The following is an 18989-nucleotide window of genomic DNA, read 5'->3' as shown; positions in this document are numbered from 1 at the left end:
AGGCGCGATGATGTCTGTTGTAGAACGTGTGCTGCGGGGCGTCTTCGCCGTCGTGCTGGTCGCCGGCGCCTTCGCCATGCTGCCCAAATCCGCCGAAGCGCAGGGCGCGCCAGCTGCGGGGCTGGAGCCGCTCGCCATCGTCACGAGCTCCGGACGTCACGCCTTCCAGGTCGAGGTGATGCGAACGCCGGAGCAGCGTGCGCGGGGCCTGATGCACCGTCAGTTCATGCCGGCCGATCGCGGCATGCTCTTCGACTTCAAGCAGGTCGAGCCGGTCGCGATGTGGATGCAGAACACCTATATCTCGCTCGACATGCTGTTCATCCGCGCCGACGGCACGGTCGCGCGCATCGCCGAGCGGGCGGAGCCGCTCTCGACCCGGACGATTCCCTCGGGCGAGCCGGTTCTGTCGGTGCTCGAGCTCAACGCGGGCATCGCCGAGAAGCTCGGCATCAAGCCCGGCGACAAGGTCGAGCATCCGCTGTTCAAGCGCTGACCTTCTCTTGGCCTGACTGTTGGGCCGAACGTCCGGCTCACCCCAGTCTTTCGGAAATGGCGCGGCAGGTGGCGAGCAACGCCGCCAGCGCCTCGCGATGCTGCGGACGCGCTTCGCGCCGGTTCAGATAGGGCACGACGATGCTGGCGATGGCCTGGCCCTTGCGGTCGAGGATCGGTGCGCTGATGTCGGTTACGCCGACGACGTCGTGGCTGTCGGCGATCAGGAAGCCATCCGCGGCGATGGCTGCCAGCCCGGAATCAGAATCAGCGCCATCGCGGAAGGCGAGGATGACCTGGCCCGAGGTCGAGGCGGCGGCCGGCCGGCGATAGCCCAGCCGCAGCGTGAAATTGATGTCGCCGGGCCCGGCGATCGCGACGATCACCACGGTCTCAGCTTTGCTCAGCACAACCAGATGCGAGGATTGGCCGATCCTCTCGCTCAAGACCTCCAGCGCAGGCGTAGCGACCTCGACCAGGTCGCGGGCGCGCGGCACCCGCATGCCAAGCTCGAACAGGCGGTTGCTGAGTGCGATCTCGTCGGTCGCCGGATCACGATCGAGATAGCCGCGCTCGATCAGCACGAACAGCATGCGGAAGATCTCGTTCTTTGAGCGCCCGAGCCGCTCTGCGATCGCCCGCGCTGAAAGTGGCGTCTGCGCCAGCGCCAGCAACTCGATGATCTCCAGGCCTTTTTCCAGAGCCGGCGCTGGATAGGGGCGGGTGCGGGCGTCGGCGGCGGTCTCGGCCGTCATCGGCTCTCTCCGGTTTGCTTTATTAGCGAAGCTTGACTGCATATACGAAACCGATAGCATTCCGCTACGTCATCGTCGCTCTGCCGATGAGCGCAGCGCGACTGGCCGTCCGGCTGCAGAAGCGGCCGGCATCAACGACAAATCGGGGGAGCATCATGGGACACGCTTTCAGATCGGCGATCTTCGGCACCCTTGCCCTGTTCGCCGGGCTGGTCGCCAGCCTCGAGGCCCATGCGGACAAGCTCGACGACATCCTGTCGAAGGGCGTAGTGCGCATCACCGTCTTCGCCGATGTGCCGCCCTTCGGCATGATGAACGCCAAGCGCGAGCTCGAAGGCTTCGACGTCGACATGGCCAAGCTCGTCGCCAAGTCGCTGGGCGTGAAGCTGGAGCTGGTCCCGGTGCCGGCGGCGAGCCGCATCCCCTTCCTGCTCACCGACAAGTCCGACATGAACATTGCGGCGATGTCGATCACTGCAGAGCGCGCTCGACAGGTGATGTTCAGCGCGCCCTATGCCGACACCGCGCTCGCCGTCTACGGCGCCAAGGCGCTGGCGGTGAAAGCGGGCGCCGATCTCGGCCGCAACCGCATCGCCGTCGCCAAGGGTACGACCGAGGACCTCGTCCTTTCGGCGCTGGCGCCCTCGGCCGACATCATGCGCACCGAGGACAACGCCACGGCGGTGCAGGCCTATCTGGCCGGCCATGCACAACTGCTTGCCGCCAACAGCGTCGTCGTGGTCGAACTCGCCAAGCAGAACCCGAGCAAGGAATTCGACTTCAAGTTCGCGCTGCGGCGGGCCCCGGCCCACATCACCATCCGCCGCGGCGAGCACGACCTGCTGCGCTGGCTCGACACGCTGATCTTCCAGAGCACGCTGAACGGCGATCTCGACGAACTCCACAGGAAATGGCTGGGCGGGCCGATGCAGCCGCTGCCCGCGCTCTGAGAGCGGCGCGGGAGATGTCGAGGCACGACTTCGCGGTCGAGGAATTCGCCGAACGGCGCGCCCAAGTGCGGCGGGAGATGGCGGAACAGGGGCTGGACTGGCTGGTGCTCTTCCATCCCGTCTCGATCCGCTGGCTGACCGGCTCGGACGCCAAGAGCTACCAGGAGTTCCAGTGCCTGCTGGTGCCGGCGGCGGATGGGCCGATCGCGATGATGGCGCGCGAGGGCGAGCGGGCCGAGATCCTCGACGATGCCCTGGTCGACCGGTTGGAGACCTTCGGAGGTGGCGAGAACGAGGACCCGATTCCGCGATTCGCAGGTCTCGCCGACGAACTCGGCATGCTGGCCGGCCAGATCGGCGTCGAGGTGCCCGCCTATTATCTCCACCCGCATCATTACAGCGCGATCCGCGACCTGTTCGGCTCGCGTTTCGTCGAAGCGACCAATCTCGTCCACGATTTCACGCTGGTGAAATCGCCGACCGAGCTCGGCTATATCAGGCGGGCGGCGGCGATCGCGGATGAAGCGCTGACCGTCTTCGGCAAGGCGCTGCGCGTCGGCCGCAGCGAACTCGAGGTCGCCGGCGAGGTCTATGGCGCGTTGCTGGCGCGCGGCAGCGGCCTGGCGGCGAGCCCGATCAACCTCGTCTCCGGCGAACGCTCCTGCTACAGCCATGGCGCCCCGACCGAGCGCCGGCTGCAGGCCGGCGACTACGGCAGCGTCGAATACGGCGCGACGGTCCGGCGTTACACCGCAACGCTCGGCCGGCAATTCTGCCTCGGCCAGCCTAACGCCAGGATGCGCGAGCTCTACGAAATAGCCCGCCGCGCCTGTGACGCTTGCATCGCCGAGATTTGCGACGGAGCGCCCGCGACCGCTCCGCACGAGGCGGCCAAGCGCGTGATCGGCGAGGCCGGCCTCGAGCATGGCCGCGTCCACACCTCCGGCTACGGGCTGGCGCCCGGCTTCCCGCCGAGCTGGGGCGAGCCGATGCACATGATCGGCGGCAGTCGCTACACGCTGCGCGCCGGCATGGTCGTCAGCGTCGAGCCGCCGGTCTTCCTGCACGAGGAAGGGCTGGGCGCGCGCCTCATCGACAACGTTCTGGTCACCCGGGGCGGCTGCGAACTGCTGTCACGCAGCTCGCGCGATCTCATCGTCGTCTAGGCATTGCGGCTGCGCGGGCTGTTCCCATCCCGCCTGTTCGATGCTATGGCGTAGCGCGTTGCTTCGCCTCGTCGAGGTACGGCGACGGTTCGGTAAGTGATTCCATGCACTTGCAGGATATTCGGGGTATAGCGCAGCCCGGTAGCGCATCTGCTTTGGGAGCAGAGGGTCCCAGGTTCGAATCCTGGTGCCCCGACCATTTTGGGCTTTGCCGGAAGGCGAGGGGGAGCATGACGGCACGCATCTATTCGCCGGCCCGCAACGCGATGCAGTCCGGCACGGCCAAGACCGGCCGCTGGCTGCTGGAATACGAGCCCGAGCGGCCGCGCGAGATCGAGCCGCTGATGGGCTGGACCTCGTCGGGCGACATGAAGAGCCAGCTCAGGCTCTGGTTCGACACGGCCGAGGAAGCTGTCGCCTACGCGACGCGCAACGGTATCGCCTACCGCCTCGAGCAGCCGCATCAGGCCAAGCGCCGCGCCATGACCTATTCGGACAATTTCAAGTTCAACCGCGTCGGCCAGTGGACGCATTGAAGTTCAAGTGAGCGGCGGACACCAAGTCAGCCGCTCCCTTCAGGGCCCGTAGCTCAGCTGGATAGAGCAGCAGCCTTCTAAGCTGCTGGTCACAGGTTCGAATCCTGTCGGGCTCGCCATTGTTGTCGCTCAGTTGTCTGCTCCGATTGGGACAAAATCACCTCGCCGGCCGTCGGGGTCCGACATGGTGATCAGGAGCGCCGCCGCGCGGATGGGCGCTTATCTCGCGGTTATTTCGACATAGTTTTTGTGAACCCAACCCGAGCGGCACGGGCCGGAATACGTCGCGCGGCCCGCTGACTTCACAGTCAGATTCGCTCGACACTCTTGAAGCGACTGGCCCCGATTCGGGTAGACGATGGCGTGCCACGGGCCGATCGTGTTGCAGATGATCAGTCGGTCGCCGTTGTAGACACGGTCGGTCTCGAAATAGCCGCTGCCGCCCGGCCCGGATCGCACGGACAGGAACCCGCTCTTCGGGTCTTCCGGGCGACGTGGCCCGAGTTTCACGACGATGCCCTGGGACGTGCAGGCCTCGGAGCGCGTATCGGGCGCTGGCTTGGCGTCTGCGGGAGCCCCGGCTTCGATTTGCATCTGACCGGGGGCGTAGCGCGCATCGGCCGCCGCGGTCGGCGCATGGCCGGCACCAGTTTGCCTGGCGGATTGGACCAGCGCAGCCCGTGCGGCAAAAGCTTCCGTCGCCAGCCTGCCTTCGGGATGGGCCTTGAGAAAGCGGTCCAGCGCTTCGATCGTCCCCGCCGCCTTCGCTTCGGCGAGGGCGAGGGCCGGATTGCTGGTCACGGTCGGCTGTGCTGCCGATCCGAGTCCTTGCGGCTTAGCTTGCGTGTCCTCCGGCCTGGTCGCTGCGACCGTATCCTTGCCCAGATAGCCGAGCGCCAATTGCCGGTAGGCACAGATCCGGTTGCAGGCGTCGAGATAGGCCTGGTATTTGCCCTCGGCGCCGAACTGCCGCCAGCTCTCGTCGTCTTTGGCCGCCTCGGCGTTGCGCTGCCGTTGCAGCAGCCGATCCATCGCCTGCTGCCGATAGGCACAGGGGGGCGTGCATTGCGCGACATAGCGTTCGAGGGCCTCGCGCGAGCCGTCGGCCGTCGCGCTGAGCCAGCGCGCTTCGTCCTGTGCGCTTTCGAAGCTGCGGCGGATGGTGGCCGACGGCTCGACGGCCGGCAGCGACAGGTTGGCGATGTCGAATTCGGGTTTCTGCTCGCGCCCGCTGTCGCGCCGCGCGGCCGTCTCGACCTCGCGGACGACATAGGATTGCAGCTCGGCCCAGCTGATCCGCCTATCGCTGCCGGCCTGCGCCAGCCCGGCGGCGCCCATCAGGAAGCGGCTGGTGAAGAGGCCGAGCTTCTGGTTGGCGTCCCAATTGGCCGGAGTCGTGCCTGAGGTCGCGACCAGCTTGATGATGCCGCCGCCTGCACGCGGCTTGGCCGGGGTAAAACCTGGCGCCGAGACCGCGAGCAGGCTCTCGCCCTTGCGCCCGGTCTCGCCGGTGAAGCAGGCGTCGATCATCACGATCAGCTGCCGCTGCGCTCCGATCTTCTGCCGCACCAGTTCGAGGTTCCGGTAGAGCGTCTGCAGCGCATAGCCGCTTTCGCTGGCGTTCGGGCTGCCGTCCTGCGGCAACAGGAAGGGCTGCCGCGTGGCGAGGTCCGGCACGCCATGGCCTGAATAATAGACGAAGACGTTGGAACGCCCTTCGACCGCGCTGCGCCAGAGCTTGCCGCCCTGCGGATTGGCCTCGCTGCCGAACATCTGAGTGAGTTCGCCGAGCGTCGCATCCTTCAACAGGAAGACGTTCTGCTCGCGGAAGCGCAGCCCGCGGACGAGATAGTCGCGGATCGCCTCGGCGTCGTTATGGGCGTAGTCAACCGTGCTGGTCTGCTTGTAGTCGCGGTTGCCGATCACCACCGCGATCGAATCCGAATTGTCGTCCAGGATGCGTGCCGGCTCCGCCATGGCCGCCGGCGCGGCAAAGCCGAGCATGAACGCAAGAAGGGTGAAGATTCGAGCCATGATCATGGTCGAATGACGGTGGCGCCTGCTCATCGCGTCCTGGATCACCTAGGCTCGGCTGCCACATTGGCTGGGGCAGAGTAGGCTGCTGTGAAGACGAACGCTGCAGATAATAAGTGGCAAATTCTGCTTTGGCGAGCTTGCCGCGGGCCGGCGATGACGCAAACGAGGTCGGCGCCGGCTCCTGTTCAGAGGGGCCGTCGATGCCTCGCAGCGTCACTCTTGCGCCTCGTCGCGGCGCAGCTCGAAGGCGAGCATGGCGTCCGCCAGCGCTTCCAGTTCGCGCTCTTTTTCCTTGCTGTCGGGCGCGGCGTTGAGCTCGGCCACGCGCTGCTGGGCGCGCTCATAGTCTTCATCGGTGTGAACGGCGATCGGCATCTTCATCGTGCTCCTGCCCTCCTGATATGTGGCCTTGCGACCTGCGGCGCGCACGGCGCGCAAGCGAACCTCCTGCGGATGTGGGGGGCGAGAGCTGGTTTTGCCATGTTCGGAACAAACTTGGCCCCGAATGCCAACCTGCCATGGCTCGCGGCGGGGGCCTTGCGTCACTGCGGATTGCGCCTGCGCGCTTGCCGCGAGCGATGCGAGGCCGTAAACGCGCCGCGGCCAACCCGCTTGCCTGTTCGCCGGTCCGCTGCCCGCAAGGGGCGGGCCATGCATGGTTCGGCCACAAGGAGTGTCGATGATCTCGCTCGGCTCCGGTCTCGACCGGCTCGCTAGCTTCGCGTCCGCGAGCCATCGGCGCGCCTGCCTGCTGCTCGTCCTGTTGTCGCTGGCGGCGTTCCTGCCGGGCTTCGCCAGCCTGCAGCCGTTCGACCGCGACGAGCCGCGCTTCGCCCAGGCCAGCAAGCAGATGCTGGAGACGCGCGACTTCGTCGACATCCGCTTCCAGGACGAGGCGCGGCACAAGAAGCCGGTCGGCATCTATTGGCTGCAAGCGGCGAGCGTTGCCGCCGGCGAAGCGCTCGGCGTGCCGCAGGCCCGGACCACGATGTGGCTCTATCGGCTGCCCTCGCTCATCGGCGCCGTCGCGACCGTGCTGCTGACCTATTGGGCGCTCCTCGCTTTCGTCGGCGCCCGTCTTGCTCTTCTCGGCGGGGCCATGATGGCCGCTTGCGTGCTGCTCGGCGTCGAGGCGCGTTTCGCCAAGACCGACGCGCTGCTCGCCGCCTGCGCGGTCGCGACCATGGGCGCACTCGCCCGCGCCTGGCTCGACTGGACACGTTCGCTCGCTTTCGTGCCGAGCCGCTGGAACTGGCTGGTGTTCTGGTCGGCGACGGCGCTCGGCCTGCTGCTCAAGGGGCCGATCGTGCCGATGGTCTGGGGCCTGGCGATGATCGTGCTCGCTATCCGCGAGCGCTCGCTACGCTGGTTCGCGCCGCTGCGTCCGGGGCTCGGCCTGCTGCTCTGCCTCATCGTCGTGCTGCCCTGGTTCGTCGCCATCGCGATCAAGACCGGCGGCGATTTCTTCGCCGAGAGCGTCGGCAAGGACATGCTCGCCAAGGTCGGCGAGGGGCAGGAGAAGCATTGGGGGCCGCCCGGCCTCTATCTGCTGCTGTTCTTCGGCACCTATTGGCCCGCGGCCGCGCTCGCTTCGATGGCCATCCCCTTCGCCTGGGTGAAGCGTCGCGAGCCGCAGATCCTGTTCCTGCTCGCCTGGATCGTGCCGTCCTGGATTGTCTTCGAAGCCGTGCCGACCAAGCTGCCGCACTACGTGCTGCCGCTCTATCCGGCGATCACGGCGCTGCTCCTGCTCGCTCTGGTCAATGGCGGCATCAACCGCTTGCGCCGTGGTTCCGACCTGACGGCCTTCCTCGTCGTCGCCGTGCCGGCGGCACTGGTCGGCGTGCTGCTCTACGGCACCTGGACGCTCGACCGGACCTTGCCCTGGCTCGCCTTGCCGGTTCTGGCGCTGGCGCTTATCGTCGCCTTCCGCAGCTTCCTGGCCTATCGCGAGGGCGCCTTCGAGGGTGCGCTCTGGCGTGGCGTGGTCGCGAGCCTGCTGCTTGGCGCCGGCGTCTACGGCCTCGCCGCGCCGAGCCTGCGCGGGCTCAAGCTCTCGCCGCGGCTGGCGGAGGCGGTGCAGGCTGTCACCTGTGCGAATCCCGAGGTCATGACCGTCGGCTATCGCGAGCCTAGCCTCGTCTTCCTGGTCGGCACCAATCTGCGCATGGGGGCGGACGGCAGCATCGCCGCCTCGTTCCTGCGCGAACCCGGTTGCCGAGTCGCGCTGGTCGAGAGCCGTTTCCTCGACGGTTTCCGGCAGGGGCTTGCCGCCTCTGGCGTGGCGCCGCGGCTGCTGACCACGATCTCCGGCTTCAACCTCAACGGGGGCAAGCCCATCGCGATGAGCGTCTATGTCCGTGAGTGATCGACGCTTGCCCCATCGCGGCGCTTGACGCAGTTTGCGCGCCGCCATGCAGAAAGACTTCAATCCGTGACCGAACCCGTGCCTTCAGACGGCCAGCTGCGTATCAGCATCGTCGTGCCCGTGCGCAACGAACAGGGCAACATCGCCCCGCTCGTCGGCGACATCGAGACGGCCTGCGCTGGCATCGGCGCCTTCGAGCTGATCTACGTCGATGACGGCTCCAGCGACGGCACCGCTGCGGCGCTGGCCGCGCTTTCGCCGACGCGGCCCTGGCTGCTGGTCGTCCGCCATGCCGAGTCCTGCGGCCAGTCGGCGGCGGTGCGCAGCGGGGTGAGGGCGGCGAGGGCACCCATCGTCGCGACGCTCGACGGCGACGGCCAGAACGACCCGGCCTTCATCCCGGCGATGCTGGCGCAGATCGAGGCGGCTGGCCCCTCGGCCGGCCTGGTCCAGGGCCAGCGAGTCGGCCGCAAGGATACCGGGTTCAAGCGCATGCAATCGCGCATCGCCAACAAGGTCCGCGGCGCCATCCTCAGGGACGGCACGCGCGACACCGGCTGCGGCCTGAAATGCTTCCGGCGCGAGACGTATCTGGCGCTGCCCTATTTCGACGCGCTGCATCGCTTCATGCCGGCGCTGGTCGTGCGCGAAGGCTTCGCGGTCCTGCATCACGACGTGCGCGACCGCCAGCGCCTGACCGGCGTCTCGAACTATGGCTTCTTCGACCGGCTCTGGGTCGGCATCCTCGATCTTGCCGGGGTCTGGTGGCTGATCAGGCGCCGCAAGCGCGTGCCGCAGATCGTGACGGAGGCGCGCTGATGCTCATCGACCTGCAGAACATGATCGGGACCTATTTTCACGACGTCTTCGTCAACAATGTCGATTGGTGGGTGTTGCTCGGCGTGGTCGCGCAGGGCCTGTTCACCATGCGCTTCGTGGTGCAGTGGCTCGCCAGCGAGAAGGCGCAGCGCTCGGTCGTGCCGATGACGTTCTGGTGGTTCTCGATCGGCGGCGGCATGCTGCTGCTGATCTACGCGCTCTACCGCCGCGACCCGGTCTTCATTCTCGGCCAGGGCTTCGGCGTGTTCGTCTACCTGCGCAATCTGCAATTCGTGTTGCGGGCCAGGGCGCGCGGCGAGGACACGAATTCCGGGCCAGGCTGAGGCGAGACGTCAGTATTCGCCAGCCGGGAAACCGTGGCGCGCCATCATGGCGCGGTGCCAGTCGCCGCCGACGAGGCTTTCGAGGGCGGCATTGAAGCGCTCCCGCAGCGTGGCGTCTTGCTTGCCGAAGGCGAACGCTCCGGCGGCTGGTGTGCTTTCGCTGGTGGGCACGGCCACGACCGCCAGGTCTGCATCGGGCTGGCGGGCGAGGTAGCCGCGATGGGCCATGGCCACGCTGGCATAGGCATCGGCCTGGCCGGTTCTGACCGCTGCTACGGCCTCCTCCTGCGTCGCGACGCGGATCAGCCGCTCCGGCGCAATGCCGGCAGCGAGCCCGGCTTGCTCCTGAACCTGCCCGCCGACGACGACGAGGCGGACGCCGGCGACCGCGACGGCGCGGTAGCCTGTCAGCAGCCCACGATCGGCTGACCGGACCAGCAGCCCATCGGCAAGCGCCCAGACGGGGCGGCTGAAATCGACGAGCCGCCGGCGCTCTGTCGTGACGAAGAGCGGCGTGGTCACTGTCCAGCGTCCGCTGGCGAGCCCGGGCAGCAGCTCGGCGAATGTCGTCAGCTGCTGCTCGAACGTCGTGATCCCGAGCGTCCGAAAAGCCGCCGTCACCAGCTCGACGTCGCAGCCTTGCGCCGTGCCGCCCGGCGCCGGCCAGCAGAATGGCGGCTCGTCGAGGTAGGCGAAGACGATCGGCCGTCCCGACATCGAGGCAGCGCTCAGCTTGCCGCCCTCAGGCGCGCAAAGCCGGCGTCCAGATCCTCCTTCAGGTCTTCGAGATCCTCGAGCCCGATATGGAGACGGATCGTCGGGCCCTTGAAGCCGGGCTTGGTCGCGGTGCGATAGCGCTTGCAGTCGAAGGGCAGCACCAGGCTCTCGTAGCCGCCCCAGGATGCGCCCATGCCGAACAGGGCGAGCCCGTCGAGCATGGCTGCGACCGCCTTCATCGAGACGGGCTCGAGCTCGATCGTGAACAGCGAGCAGGCGCCGGTGAAGTCGCGCTTCCAGATGGCGTGGCCGGGATCGCTGGGCAAGGCCGGGTGGATCACGCGGGCGACCTCGGGACGTGCCGCCAGCCAGTTCGCCATTTCCAGGCCGGCAGGCTGCTGCTCCTTCAGCCTGACGGCCATGGTGCGGATGCCGCGCAGCGTCAGATAGGCGTCCTCGGCGGCGATGATCACGCCGAGCGCGTCCCAGGTCAGCTTGAGCTGGGCATGGATTTCCGCCGTGCGGGCCGAGACCGTGCCGATCAGCACGTCGGAATGCCCGGCGTAGTATTTCGTCCCGGCCTGGACCGAGACGTCGACGCCGAACTTGTGCGCGTCGAAGAAGAGCGGCGTCGCCCAGGTGTTGTCCATCATCACCATGATGTCGCGGGCATGCGCCGCGGCCACGATCGCCGGGATGTCCTGGACCTCCAGGGTCTGGGAACCCGGCGACTCGGTCCAGACCGCCCTTGTGTTCGGCTTGAACAGCTCCGCGATGCCTTCGCCGATCAGCGGGTCGTAATAGGTGACCTCGACACCGTAGCGCGGCAGCATCCGCTCGCAGAAATTGCGCATCGGATGGTAGACGCTGTCGGTCACGAGGAAATGGTCGCCCGCCCTCAGGAAGGCGAGCGTGGGCAAGGTGCAGGCGAGCAGGCCGGACGAGCAGGCGAGCACGCCGGCGCCGCCCTCCATCGTATCGGCGGCGGCCAGAAGCGCATCGATCGTCGGGCTGCCTGCGGTGCCGTAGCTGTAGCGCGCCTTGCGGACGAGGAAATCCTCGGTGTTCGGATAGACAACCGTCGAGCCGCGGACGATCGGCGGGTTGACGAAACCATAGCTGTCGGATGGATCGCGGCCGGCGAGGGCAAGCCGGGTCTTCTCGCGGAGCTGCGCGAATTCGGGCTTTGACAGCTTTTTCATGGGGCGGGAGACGAGCCTGGGCGGGACCGGAATGGGGCAGGTTGTGGCCGCACTTGACCACCCCCCGAAAGTCGCATGTGATGTTGGCCGTGAAAAGAGGCAGATATACCAGCTGCCCTTGCTTGACGCTCATGCGTGGCTCTGGCAATCGGCCAGCGCCGAGCTTCGCATAAGTTTTGGGCATCGAACGGGGCAGCAAGTCGCGACGATGCGAGGGGACCGGCACGTTCCGGCCGGCAAACGCCGGCAGGGCCATCAATGGGAGACATCGATATGAAGAAATTCATGGCAGCCGCGGTCGCCGGGTTCGGCTTCGCGCTGGCCGCGGCGAGCGCACAGGCGCAGGCGCCGCAAACCCTCGCTCAGGTCAAGAGCAGAGGCATGCTGAACTGCGGCTCCAACACCGGCCTTGCCGGCTTCGGCGTGCCGGATGGGCAGGGCAACTGGACCGGCCTCGACGTCGAGTTCTGCCGCGCCATCGCCGCCACGGTCTTCAACGACCCGACCAAGGTGAAGTTCATCCCGCTCTCGGCCAAGGACCGCTTCACGGCCCTGCAGTCGGGCGAGGTCGACGTGCTCGTGCGCAACTCGACCTGGACGATGTCGCGCGACACCGCGCTCGGCCTGCAGTTCACCGGCGTCAACTATTATGACGGCCAGGGCTTCATGATCCGCAAGAAGCTCGGCGTGACCTCGGCGCTGCAGCTTAACGGCGCCTCGGTCTGCACCCAGCAGGGCACTACGACCGAGCTCAACCTCGCCGACTTCTTCCGCGCCAATAACCTGAAGTACGAAGTCGTCGCATTCGCGAGTGCGGACGAGACGGTCAAGGCGTATGATTCCGGCCGCTGCGATGCCTTCACCACCGACGCCTCGGGCCTCTACGCCGAGCGCCTGAAGCTGACCGCGCCGGACGATCACATGGTCCTGCCCGAGATCATCTCGAAGGAGCCGCTCGGCCCGTCGACCCGCAACAATGACAGCCAGTGGTTTGGCCTGGTGAAGTGGGTCCACTATGCCATGCTGAACGCCGAGGAACTCGGCGTGACCAAGGCGAACGTCGACGAGATGCTGAAGTCGAGCAACCCCGAGATCAAGCGCCTGCTCGGCACCGAGGGCAAGTTCGGCGAGAGCATCGGCCTCACGACAGACTGGGCCTATCGGATCATCAAGCATGTCGGCAATTACGGCGAAAGCTTCGAGCGGAACGTCGGCCAGGGCTCGCTGCTGAAGATAGCCCGCGGCCAGAACGCGCTGTGGACCAAGGGCGGCCTGCAATACGCGCCGCCGGTCCGCTAAGGGCCCATGCGGGGCGGGCGCTTCAGCGTCCGCCCCGATTCTTTTCCAGGGGACTGGACAAGGTGGTTTGCGGGACCGGGCTGGGTACGGCCCGCTCGCCTACCGATCGAGAACGGGACAAACCCGTTCCGCCAGACAGGGGACATGCATGGTCAGGATCATCAGCGCGGCGCTGTTCGCCGTCGCGGCGTTGCTCGGCTCCGCGAGCGCGCAGGCGCAGCAGACCCTCGCTCAGATCAAGAGCAGGGACGTCCTGAACTGTGGCTCCAACACCGGCCTGATCGGTTTTGGCGCGCCTGATCCGCAGGGCAACTGGAGCGGCCTCGACGTCGAATATTGCCGCGCCATCGCCGCCGCGATCTTCAATGATCCGAGCAAGGTGAAGTTCATCCCGCTCTCGGCCAATGACCGCTTCAAGGCGCTACTGGCCGGCGAGGTCGATGTCCTCGTGCGCAATTCGACCTGGACGATCAGCAACGACACGCCGCCAGGCCTGCTCTTCACCAACGTCAACTATTACGATGGCCAGGGCCTGATGGTGCGCCGCAAGCTTGGCGTCATGTCGGTGATGCAGCTGGCCGGCGCCTCGATCTGCGTGCAGCGCGGCACGACGACCGAGCTCAACCTCGTCGACTTCTTCAAGACTAATAATCTGCGCCACACGATCGTGTCCTTCGACACCGGTCCGGAGACGTTGAAGGCCTACGATGCCGGCCGTTGCGACGCCTTCACCACGGACGCCTCGTCGCTCTATTCCGAGCGCCTTAAGCTGACAGTGCCGGACGACCACATGGTCCTCGTCGAGATCATCTCGAAGGAGCCGCTCGGCCCGCTGACCCGCGACAACGACTCGCAATGGTTCAAGCTGGTGCGCTGGGTCCATTTCGCCATGTTGAACGCCGAAGAGCTTGGCGTGACCAGGGCCAATGTCGACCAGATGCGGGGCTCGACCAACCCGGAGATCAGGCGCCTGCTCGGCATCGACGGCAAGTTCGGCGAAGGCCTCGGCCTGACGGTCGACTGGGCCTACCGGATCGTCAAGCATATCGGCAATTACGGCGAGAGCTTCGAACGGACCGTCGGCAGCCGTTCGGTGCTGAGGATGTCGCGCGGCCAGAACGCGCTCTGGACCAAAGGGGGCTTGCAATATGCGCCGCCGATCCGGTGAGGTTCGGGCGACGTAGGCGCCGACGGATCGGCGGGGTGGTTTGTCCAGGAGAATGGAAAGGAGAGGGCGGCCGGTGGGGACTGGCCTGGAGCTTGCTAGCTAATCGAGAGCGGGAAAACCCGTTCCGCCAAACAGGGGACAACAACAATGAAACAGATCATTGGCGCGGCGCTCATCGCCGTCTCCGCCGCCATGTGCGCGAGCGGAGCGCTGGCCCAGTCGCCCACTCTGGCGCAGGTCAAGAATCGCGGCATCCTGCACTGCGGCTCCGGCACGGGTCTCGCCGGTTTCGGCATCCCTGACCAGCAGGGTAACTGGAGCGGCATGGATGTGGACGTCTGCCGCGCCGTCGCCTCGGCCATCTTCAACGATCCGACCAAGGTCAAGTTCATCCCGCTCTCGGCCAAGGACCGCTTCACCTCGCTCCAGTCGGGTGAGGTCGATCTGCTGTCGCGCACGACGACCTGGACGCTCTCGCGCGACACCGCGCTCGGCCTGAACTTCGCCGGGGTCAACTATTATGACGGCCAGGGCTTCATGGTGCGCAAGAAGCTCGGCATCGATTCCGTGCTGAAGCTCGCCGGCGCCTCGATCTGCACCCAGCAGGGCACCACGACCGAACTCAACCTCGCGGACTATTTCCGCAGCAACAAGATCAAGTACGAGGTCGTCGCCTTCGCCTCCAACCAGGAGACGGTCAAGGCCTACGAGTCCGGCCGCTGCGACGCCTTCACCACCGATGCCTCCGGCCTCTACGCCGAGCGCCTGACGCTCTCGACTCCGGAAGACCACATGGTGCTGCCGGAGATCATCTCGAAGGAACCGCTCGGCCCGGTTGTGCGCCATGGCGACGATGTCTGGCTCGATATCGTCAAATGGTCGCTCTTCGCCATGATCAATGCCGAGGAGCTGGGCATAACCAAGGCCAATGCCGACGAAATGCTCAAATCCGACAACCCGGAGATCAAGCGTTTCGTCGGCACCGAAGGCAAGTTCGGCGAGCCGATGGGCCTGGCCAATGATTGGGCCTATCGGATCGTCAAGCATGTCGGCAATTACGGCGAAAGCTTCGAGCGCAATGTCGGCTCCGGCTCGCTCCTCAAGATCGCGCGCGGCCAGAACGCGCTCTGGAGCAAGGGCGGCCTGCAATACGCGCCGCCGATCCGCTGAGAAACACCAATGCGCGGCATCCACCGCGTATTGATCCTTGAAGCTGTCTTGTTCCGGCGAACCGGATAACAATACCGGCCGGCAGCCATCCGCTTAAGGGTGGTTGCCGGACCCTCGGTCGCCAAAACTCGAAAAGGGCGTCAGACGTGTCGATTACTTCCGCAGAGATCAAGCCGGGCAAGGCCTCGCTGCTCTACGACCCGAAGATCCGGGGCTATGCCTATCAGTTCCTGCTGCTCGCCGTGGTGGGCTTCCTGATCTGGTCGGCCGCCTCGAACGCGATCGAGAACCTGCGGGCGCAGAAGATCGCCTCCGGCTTCGGCTTTTGGCACAACGCCTCCGGCTTCGACGTCAACCAGAAGCTGATTCCGTACGACGCCTCGACCGGCACCTACGGGCGCGCCTTCTGGGTCGGCCTGCTGAACACGCTGCTCGTCGCCTCGATCGGCATCGTGCTCTCGACCTTCCTCGGCTTCTTCGTCGGTGTCGCCCGGCTGTCGAGCAACTGGATCGTCTCGAAGATCGCGATGATCTATGTCGAGGTGATCCGCAATGTGCCGCTGCTGCTGCAGCTGTTCTTCTGGTACAATGCGGTGCTGAAGCCACTGCCCAATCCGCGCCAGTCGATCGTGCTGCCGGCCGGCTTCCTGCTCAACAACCGCGGCCTCTATGTGCCCGATCCGCAGTTTGGGCCCGGCGGCAACCTGATCATCTGGGCGTTTCTGATCGGCCTCGTCGCCACCTTCGTTTTCCGGTCCTGGGCCCGCAAGCAGCAGGCCGCGACCGGCAAGCAATATCCCATCGGCCTCGTCGCCCTCGGCCTGATCGTGGTCCTGCCGACGCTGGTCTATTTCGTCACCGGTCGGCCGATCTCCTTCGTCTATCCCGAGCTCGCCGGCTTCAATCTGCGCGGCGGCATCCAGATCTTCCCGGAGTTCGTCGCGCTGCTGGTGGGCCTGACGACCTATACCGCCGGCTTCATCGCCGAGGTGGTCCGTGCCGGCATTCTCGCCGTATCCAAAGGTCAGACCGAGGCAGCCAATGCGCTCGGCCTGCGCGCTGGGCCGACGCTCAAGCTCGTCGTCATTCCACAGGCGATGCGGGTGATCATCCCGCCGCTGACCTCGAACTATCTCAACCTGACCAAGAACTCTTCGCTGGCGGTGGCGATCGGCTATCCCGATCTCGTCCAGGTCTTCACCGGCACGGTGCTGAACCAGACCGGCCAGGCGGTCGAGGTCGTCGCCATCACCATGGCGGTCTATCTGACCATTTCGCTGGTCACGTCTCTGTTCATGAACATCTACAACAAGCGCATGGCGCTGGTGGAACGGTGAGGGCGCCCCGATGACCGACGCAACCACCGAAATGGCTCCCTACGCCTTCGTCCGCAAGGAAACGCTGGAGCAACAGCCGGCGCCGCTCTCCGTCGCCGGGCCGCTCGCCTGGGTCAGGCAGCATTTGCTCTCCAGTCCGCTCAACATCGCGTTGACGCTGCTTGGCCTCTACCTCGTGATCGATACGGTGCCGGGGCTGGTCAGGTTCTATTTCCTCGACGCCGTCTGGTCCGGCACCAGCCGCGACGCCTGCCTCGCCGAGAAGGTCGGCCGACCCGTCGGCGCGTGTTGGGCCTATATCGCCGACCGTTTCCAGTACTTCATCTACGGTTCCTACCCGATCGCGCAGCGCTGGCGCGTGAACATCGTCTTCGCCATGTTCGCGCTCGGCGTTGCCTGGTTGCTCTGGACCAATGCACCGAAGAAGAAGCTCGGCATCTTCTTCTTCTTCGTGCTGATGCCGATCTCGGCCTATGTGCTGCTGCTCGGCGGCCCCGGCGCCGAACGCTTCCTCGGCTTCTGCCTGACGCTGACGCTGGCGCTCGCCGCGCTCTACGTCATCCTGTCATTCGTGCCGCAGCTCGTCCGGTTCTACATTGGCGGCGCAGCGCTGGCGGTCGTAGAGCAACTCCCGGTCTGGAAGCGCTTCTTCGGGCCGAAGCAGCTCGTGCTGTTCGCGCTGGTCGTCTTCGGCTTCCTGAGCCTGCTCGCGGGCAGCCCCGGGCTGCCCAGGGTCGATACAGGCCTCTGGGGCGGCATGACCGTGACCTTCCTGATCGCGGCGGTCGGCATCGTCTTTTCGCTGCCGCTCGGTGTGGTCCTTGCGCTCGGCCGGCGCTCCAAGCTGCCGATCATCCAGCTGCTCTCGGTGATCTTCATCGAGTTCGTCCGCGGCGTGCCGCTGATCACCGTGCTGTTCATGGCCAACACCATGCTGCCGCTGTTCGTGCCGCAGGAATATTCACCGGACCGGTTGCTGCGCCCGCTGGTCGGCGTCGCGCTCTTCGCGGCCGCCTATATGGCGGAGGTGGTGCGCGGCGGCCTGCAGGCCATGCCCAAGGGCCAGTACGAGGGCGCGATGTCGCTCGGCCTCGGCTATTGGAGCATGATGCGGCTGATCGTCTTGCCGCAGGCGCTGCGGATCGTGATCCCGGGCATCGTCAACACCTTCATCGGGCTGTTCAAGGACACGACGCTGGTCACCATCGTCGGCATCTTCGATTTCCTGCGTACCATCGAGGCGACCCTGGTCGATCCGACCTGGGCGACGCCGACCACCCGCGCGACGGGCTATGCATTCGCTGCTGTTTTCTATTTCCTGTGTTGCTGGGGCATGTCTCGCTACTCGATCGCGGTCGAGAAGCGGCTCGCCGCCGGCCAGAAGCGTTGAGGGGATCAAATCATGGCTATGGCAGAAACCACCAGCTCGCGCCCGTCCGCGCTGAAGCAGACCGCGCTCAACACCGCGACCGCCGTCGAGATGATCGGCGTCAACAAGTGGTACGGCGAGTTCCACGTGCTGCGCGACATCAACCTGAAGGTGTCGCGCGGTGAGAAGCTGGTCATTTGCGGCCCGTCCGGCTCGGGCAAGTCGACGATGATCCGCTGCATTAATCGGCTGGAAGAGCACCAGAAGGGCCAGATCATCGTCGACGGCACCGAGCTCACCAACGACCTCAAGAAGATCGACGAGATCCGCCGCGACGTCGGCATGGTCTTCCAGCACTTCAACCTGTTCCCGCATCTGACGATCCTCGAGAACCTGACGCTGGCGCCGATCTGGGTTCGCAAGATGCCCAAGAAGGACGCCGAGGAGATCGCGATGCACTATCTCAAGCGCGTCAAGATTCCGGAGCAGGCGAGCAAGTATCCCGGCCAGCTCTCGGGCGGCCAGCAGCAGCGCGTCGCCATCGCCCGCTCGCTTTGCATGAGCCCGAAGATCATGCTGTTCGACGAGCCGACCTCGGCCCTCGACCCCGAAATGGTCAAGGAGGTGCTCGACACCATGGTCTCGCTGGCGGACGAAGGCATGACGATGCTCTGCGTTACCCACGAGATGGGCTTCGCCCGCCAGGTCGCCGACCGGGTGATCTTCATGGACGCCGGCCAGATCGTCGAGATGAACGAGCCCAACGAGTTCTTCAAGAACCCGCAGCACGAGCGCACCAAGCTCTTCCTCAGCCAGATCCTGCACTGATCCGGCAGCTCGGTTCCTTCTGCGACGGCGCCCCTTGCGGGCGCCGTTCTCGTTGGCGGGCTGAATTTGGAGGCGGTATCGGTAGGGAACCTTTGCCGGCCCATCTCGTTGCTTTTCCCGACAATGGAGGAAAAGCCGATGAAACTGCTTGCTTCGACCCTTGCCGCGGGCCTGCTGCTGGCCGGCTCCGGCGCCTTCGCGCAGTCCGTCGATATCGGGCCGGGCGGTGTCAGGATCGACCCGCGCACGCCGCAGCAGCGCGCGATGGACCGTGAGGATCGCTGGCGCGAGCGTGATCGCTGGGAGCGCCGCCGAGCCTATCGCGCGGAGCGCGACTGCCGCACCGAGACGCGAATTCGCGAAACTCCGCGCGGGGAAATCCGTCGCACGGTACGTGTCTGCGACTAAGCGTGAGTTGAGTTAGGTTTA

19 protein-coding genes and 2 tRNA genes are annotated in these 18989 nt (G+C 66.0%); 16 read left to right on the top strand and 5 right to left on the bottom strand.

Annotated features, from left to right (window positions below; translation table 11 throughout):
- Positions 1-10 precede the first annotated feature (10 nt).
- Positions 11-496: a DUF192 domain-containing protein gene (locus tag V7S63_RS03000; protein ID WP_442896405.1), complete on the top strand. Its 486-nt coding sequence runs from the start codon at positions 11-13 to the stop codon at positions 494-496.
- 37 nt (positions 497-533) lie between these two features.
- Here V7S63_RS03000 and V7S63_RS02995 read toward each other — a convergent pair whose 3' ends face one another.
- On the bottom strand, positions 534-1250 hold the full coding sequence (locus V7S63_RS02995; protein ID WP_336529153.1) for an IclR family transcriptional regulator: 717 nt from the start codon (positions 1248-1250) through the stop codon (positions 534-536).
- 155 nt (positions 1251-1405) lie between these two features.
- On the opposite strand from V7S63_RS02995, the gene V7S63_RS02990 reads away from it, so the two are divergent.
- From V7S63_RS02990 to V7S63_RS02970, 5 genes are all read left to right on the top strand, one after another.
- Entirely contained in the window at positions 1406-2200 is a 795-nt protein-coding gene (locus tag V7S63_RS02990; protein ID WP_336529152.1) for a transporter substrate-binding domain-containing protein, read from the top strand.
- A 14-nt stretch (positions 2201-2214) separates the two neighbouring features.
- Positions 2215-3366, top strand: a complete 1152-nt coding sequence (locus V7S63_RS02985) for a M24 family metallopeptidase (RefSeq protein WP_336529151.1) — start codon at positions 2215-2217, stop codon at positions 3364-3366.
- 122 nt (positions 3367-3488) lie between these two features.
- Positions 3489-3565 (top strand) — tRNA-Pro (locus V7S63_RS02980).
- A gap of 31 nt (positions 3566-3596) precedes the next feature.
- Complete coding sequence (locus tag V7S63_RS02975; protein WP_100959032.1) at positions 3597-3902, top strand: ETC complex I subunit; 306 nt, start codon at positions 3597-3599, stop codon at positions 3900-3902.
- Positions 3903-3944: 42 nt separating this feature from the next.
- Positions 3945-4021: transfer RNA gene (locus V7S63_RS02970), tRNA-Arg, on the top strand.
- Positions 4022-4121: 100 nt separating this feature from the next.
- Here the strand turns inward: V7S63_RS02970 and V7S63_RS02965 are convergent.
- Together V7S63_RS02965 and V7S63_RS02960 are read right to left on the bottom strand one after the other, a co-directional pair.
- Positions 4122-5936, bottom strand: a complete 1815-nt coding sequence (locus V7S63_RS02965; protein ID WP_336529150.1) for a caspase family protein — start codon at positions 5934-5936, stop codon at positions 4122-4124.
- 216 nt (positions 5937-6152) lie between these two features.
- Positions 6153-6377 (bottom strand): hypothetical protein, encoded by a 225-nt coding sequence (locus tag V7S63_RS02960; protein ID WP_091829634.1) that lies wholly within the window; start codon positions 6375-6377, stop codon positions 6153-6155.
- 241 nt (positions 6378-6618) lie between these two features.
- Between V7S63_RS02960 and V7S63_RS02955 the strand changes: the two genes are divergently transcribed.
- From V7S63_RS02955 to V7S63_RS02945, 3 genes are all read left to right on the top strand, one after another.
- On the top strand, positions 6619-8307 hold the full coding sequence (locus tag V7S63_RS02955) for an ArnT family glycosyltransferase (protein ID WP_248307308.1): 1689 nt from the start codon (positions 6619-6621) through the stop codon (positions 8305-8307).
- 66 nt (positions 8308-8373) lie between these two features.
- The gene (locus V7S63_RS02950) at positions 8374-9126 is read left to right on the top strand and encodes a glycosyltransferase family 2 protein (protein WP_100959034.1); all 753 of its coding nucleotides are present in this window, start codon (positions 8374-8376) and stop codon (positions 9124-9126) included.
- The gene (locus V7S63_RS02945; RefSeq protein ID WP_091829630.1) at positions 9126-9470 is read left to right on the top strand and encodes a lipid-A-disaccharide synthase N-terminal domain-containing protein; all 345 of its coding nucleotides are present in this window, start codon (positions 9126-9128) and stop codon (positions 9468-9470) included. The genes V7S63_RS02950 and V7S63_RS02945 overlap by 1 nt, the downstream gene beginning before the upstream one ends.
- 9 nt (positions 9471-9479) lie before the next feature.
- On the opposite strand, the gene V7S63_RS02940 is transcribed toward V7S63_RS02945, so the two are convergent.
- Positions 9480-10187: a transporter substrate-binding domain-containing protein gene (locus tag V7S63_RS02940; RefSeq protein ID WP_336529149.1), complete on the bottom strand. Its 708-nt coding sequence runs from the start codon at positions 10185-10187 to the stop codon at positions 9480-9482.
- Positions 10188-10198: 11 nt separating this feature from the next.
- On the bottom strand, positions 10199-11389 hold the full coding sequence (gene metC / locus V7S63_RS02935; protein ID WP_336529148.1) for a cystathionine beta-lyase: 1191 nt from the start codon (positions 11387-11389) through the stop codon (positions 10199-10201).
- Positions 11390-11662: 273 nt separating this feature from the next.
- On the opposite strand from metC, the gene V7S63_RS02930 reads away from it, so the two are divergent.
- From V7S63_RS02930 to V7S63_RS02900, 7 genes are all read left to right on the top strand, one after another.
- Positions 11663-12688: an amino acid ABC transporter substrate-binding protein gene (locus tag V7S63_RS02930; protein ID WP_091829624.1), complete on the top strand. Its 1026-nt coding sequence runs from the start codon at positions 11663-11665 to the stop codon at positions 12686-12688.
- 148 nt (positions 12689-12836) lie between these two features.
- The gene (locus V7S63_RS02925) at positions 12837-13856 is read left to right on the top strand and encodes an amino acid ABC transporter substrate-binding protein (RefSeq protein ID WP_091829622.1); all 1020 of its coding nucleotides are present in this window, start codon (positions 12837-12839) and stop codon (positions 13854-13856) included.
- A gap of 192 nt (positions 13857-14048) precedes the next feature.
- Positions 14049-15026, top strand: a complete 978-nt coding sequence (locus V7S63_RS02920; RefSeq protein WP_425285407.1) for an amino acid ABC transporter substrate-binding protein — start codon at positions 14049-14051, stop codon at positions 15024-15026.
- 146 nt (positions 15027-15172) lie between these two features.
- On the top strand, positions 15173-16363 hold the full coding sequence (locus V7S63_RS02915) for an amino acid ABC transporter permease (RefSeq protein ID WP_244543673.1): 1191 nt from the start codon (positions 15173-15175) through the stop codon (positions 16361-16363).
- 10 nt (positions 16364-16373) lie between these two features.
- Entirely contained in the window at positions 16374-17753 is a 1380-nt protein-coding gene (locus V7S63_RS02910; RefSeq protein WP_336529147.1) for an amino acid ABC transporter permease, read from the top strand.
- Between the two features lie 90 nt (positions 17754-17843).
- Positions 17844-18560 carry an amino acid ABC transporter ATP-binding protein gene (locus V7S63_RS02905; RefSeq protein WP_091830542.1) on the top strand — a complete coding sequence of 239 codons (717 nt, stop codon included), beginning with the start codon at positions 17844-17846 and terminating at the stop codon, positions 18558-18560.
- Positions 18561-18698: 138 nt separating this feature from the next.
- Complete coding sequence (locus tag V7S63_RS02900; RefSeq protein WP_091829615.1) at positions 18699-18968, top strand: hypothetical protein; 270 nt, start codon at positions 18699-18701, stop codon at positions 18966-18968.
- Positions 18969-18989 lie beyond the last annotated feature (21 nt).

It is taken from the genome of Allobosea sp. CCNWLY174, assembly GCF_037120455.1.
GTDB classification, from domain to species: Bacteria; Pseudomonadota; Alphaproteobacteria; order Rhizobiales; family Beijerinckiaceae; genus Allobosea; species Allobosea lupini.
Note: the sequence above shows the minus strand (reverse complement) of the source record. Positions and strands in the feature narration are given on the sequence as shown.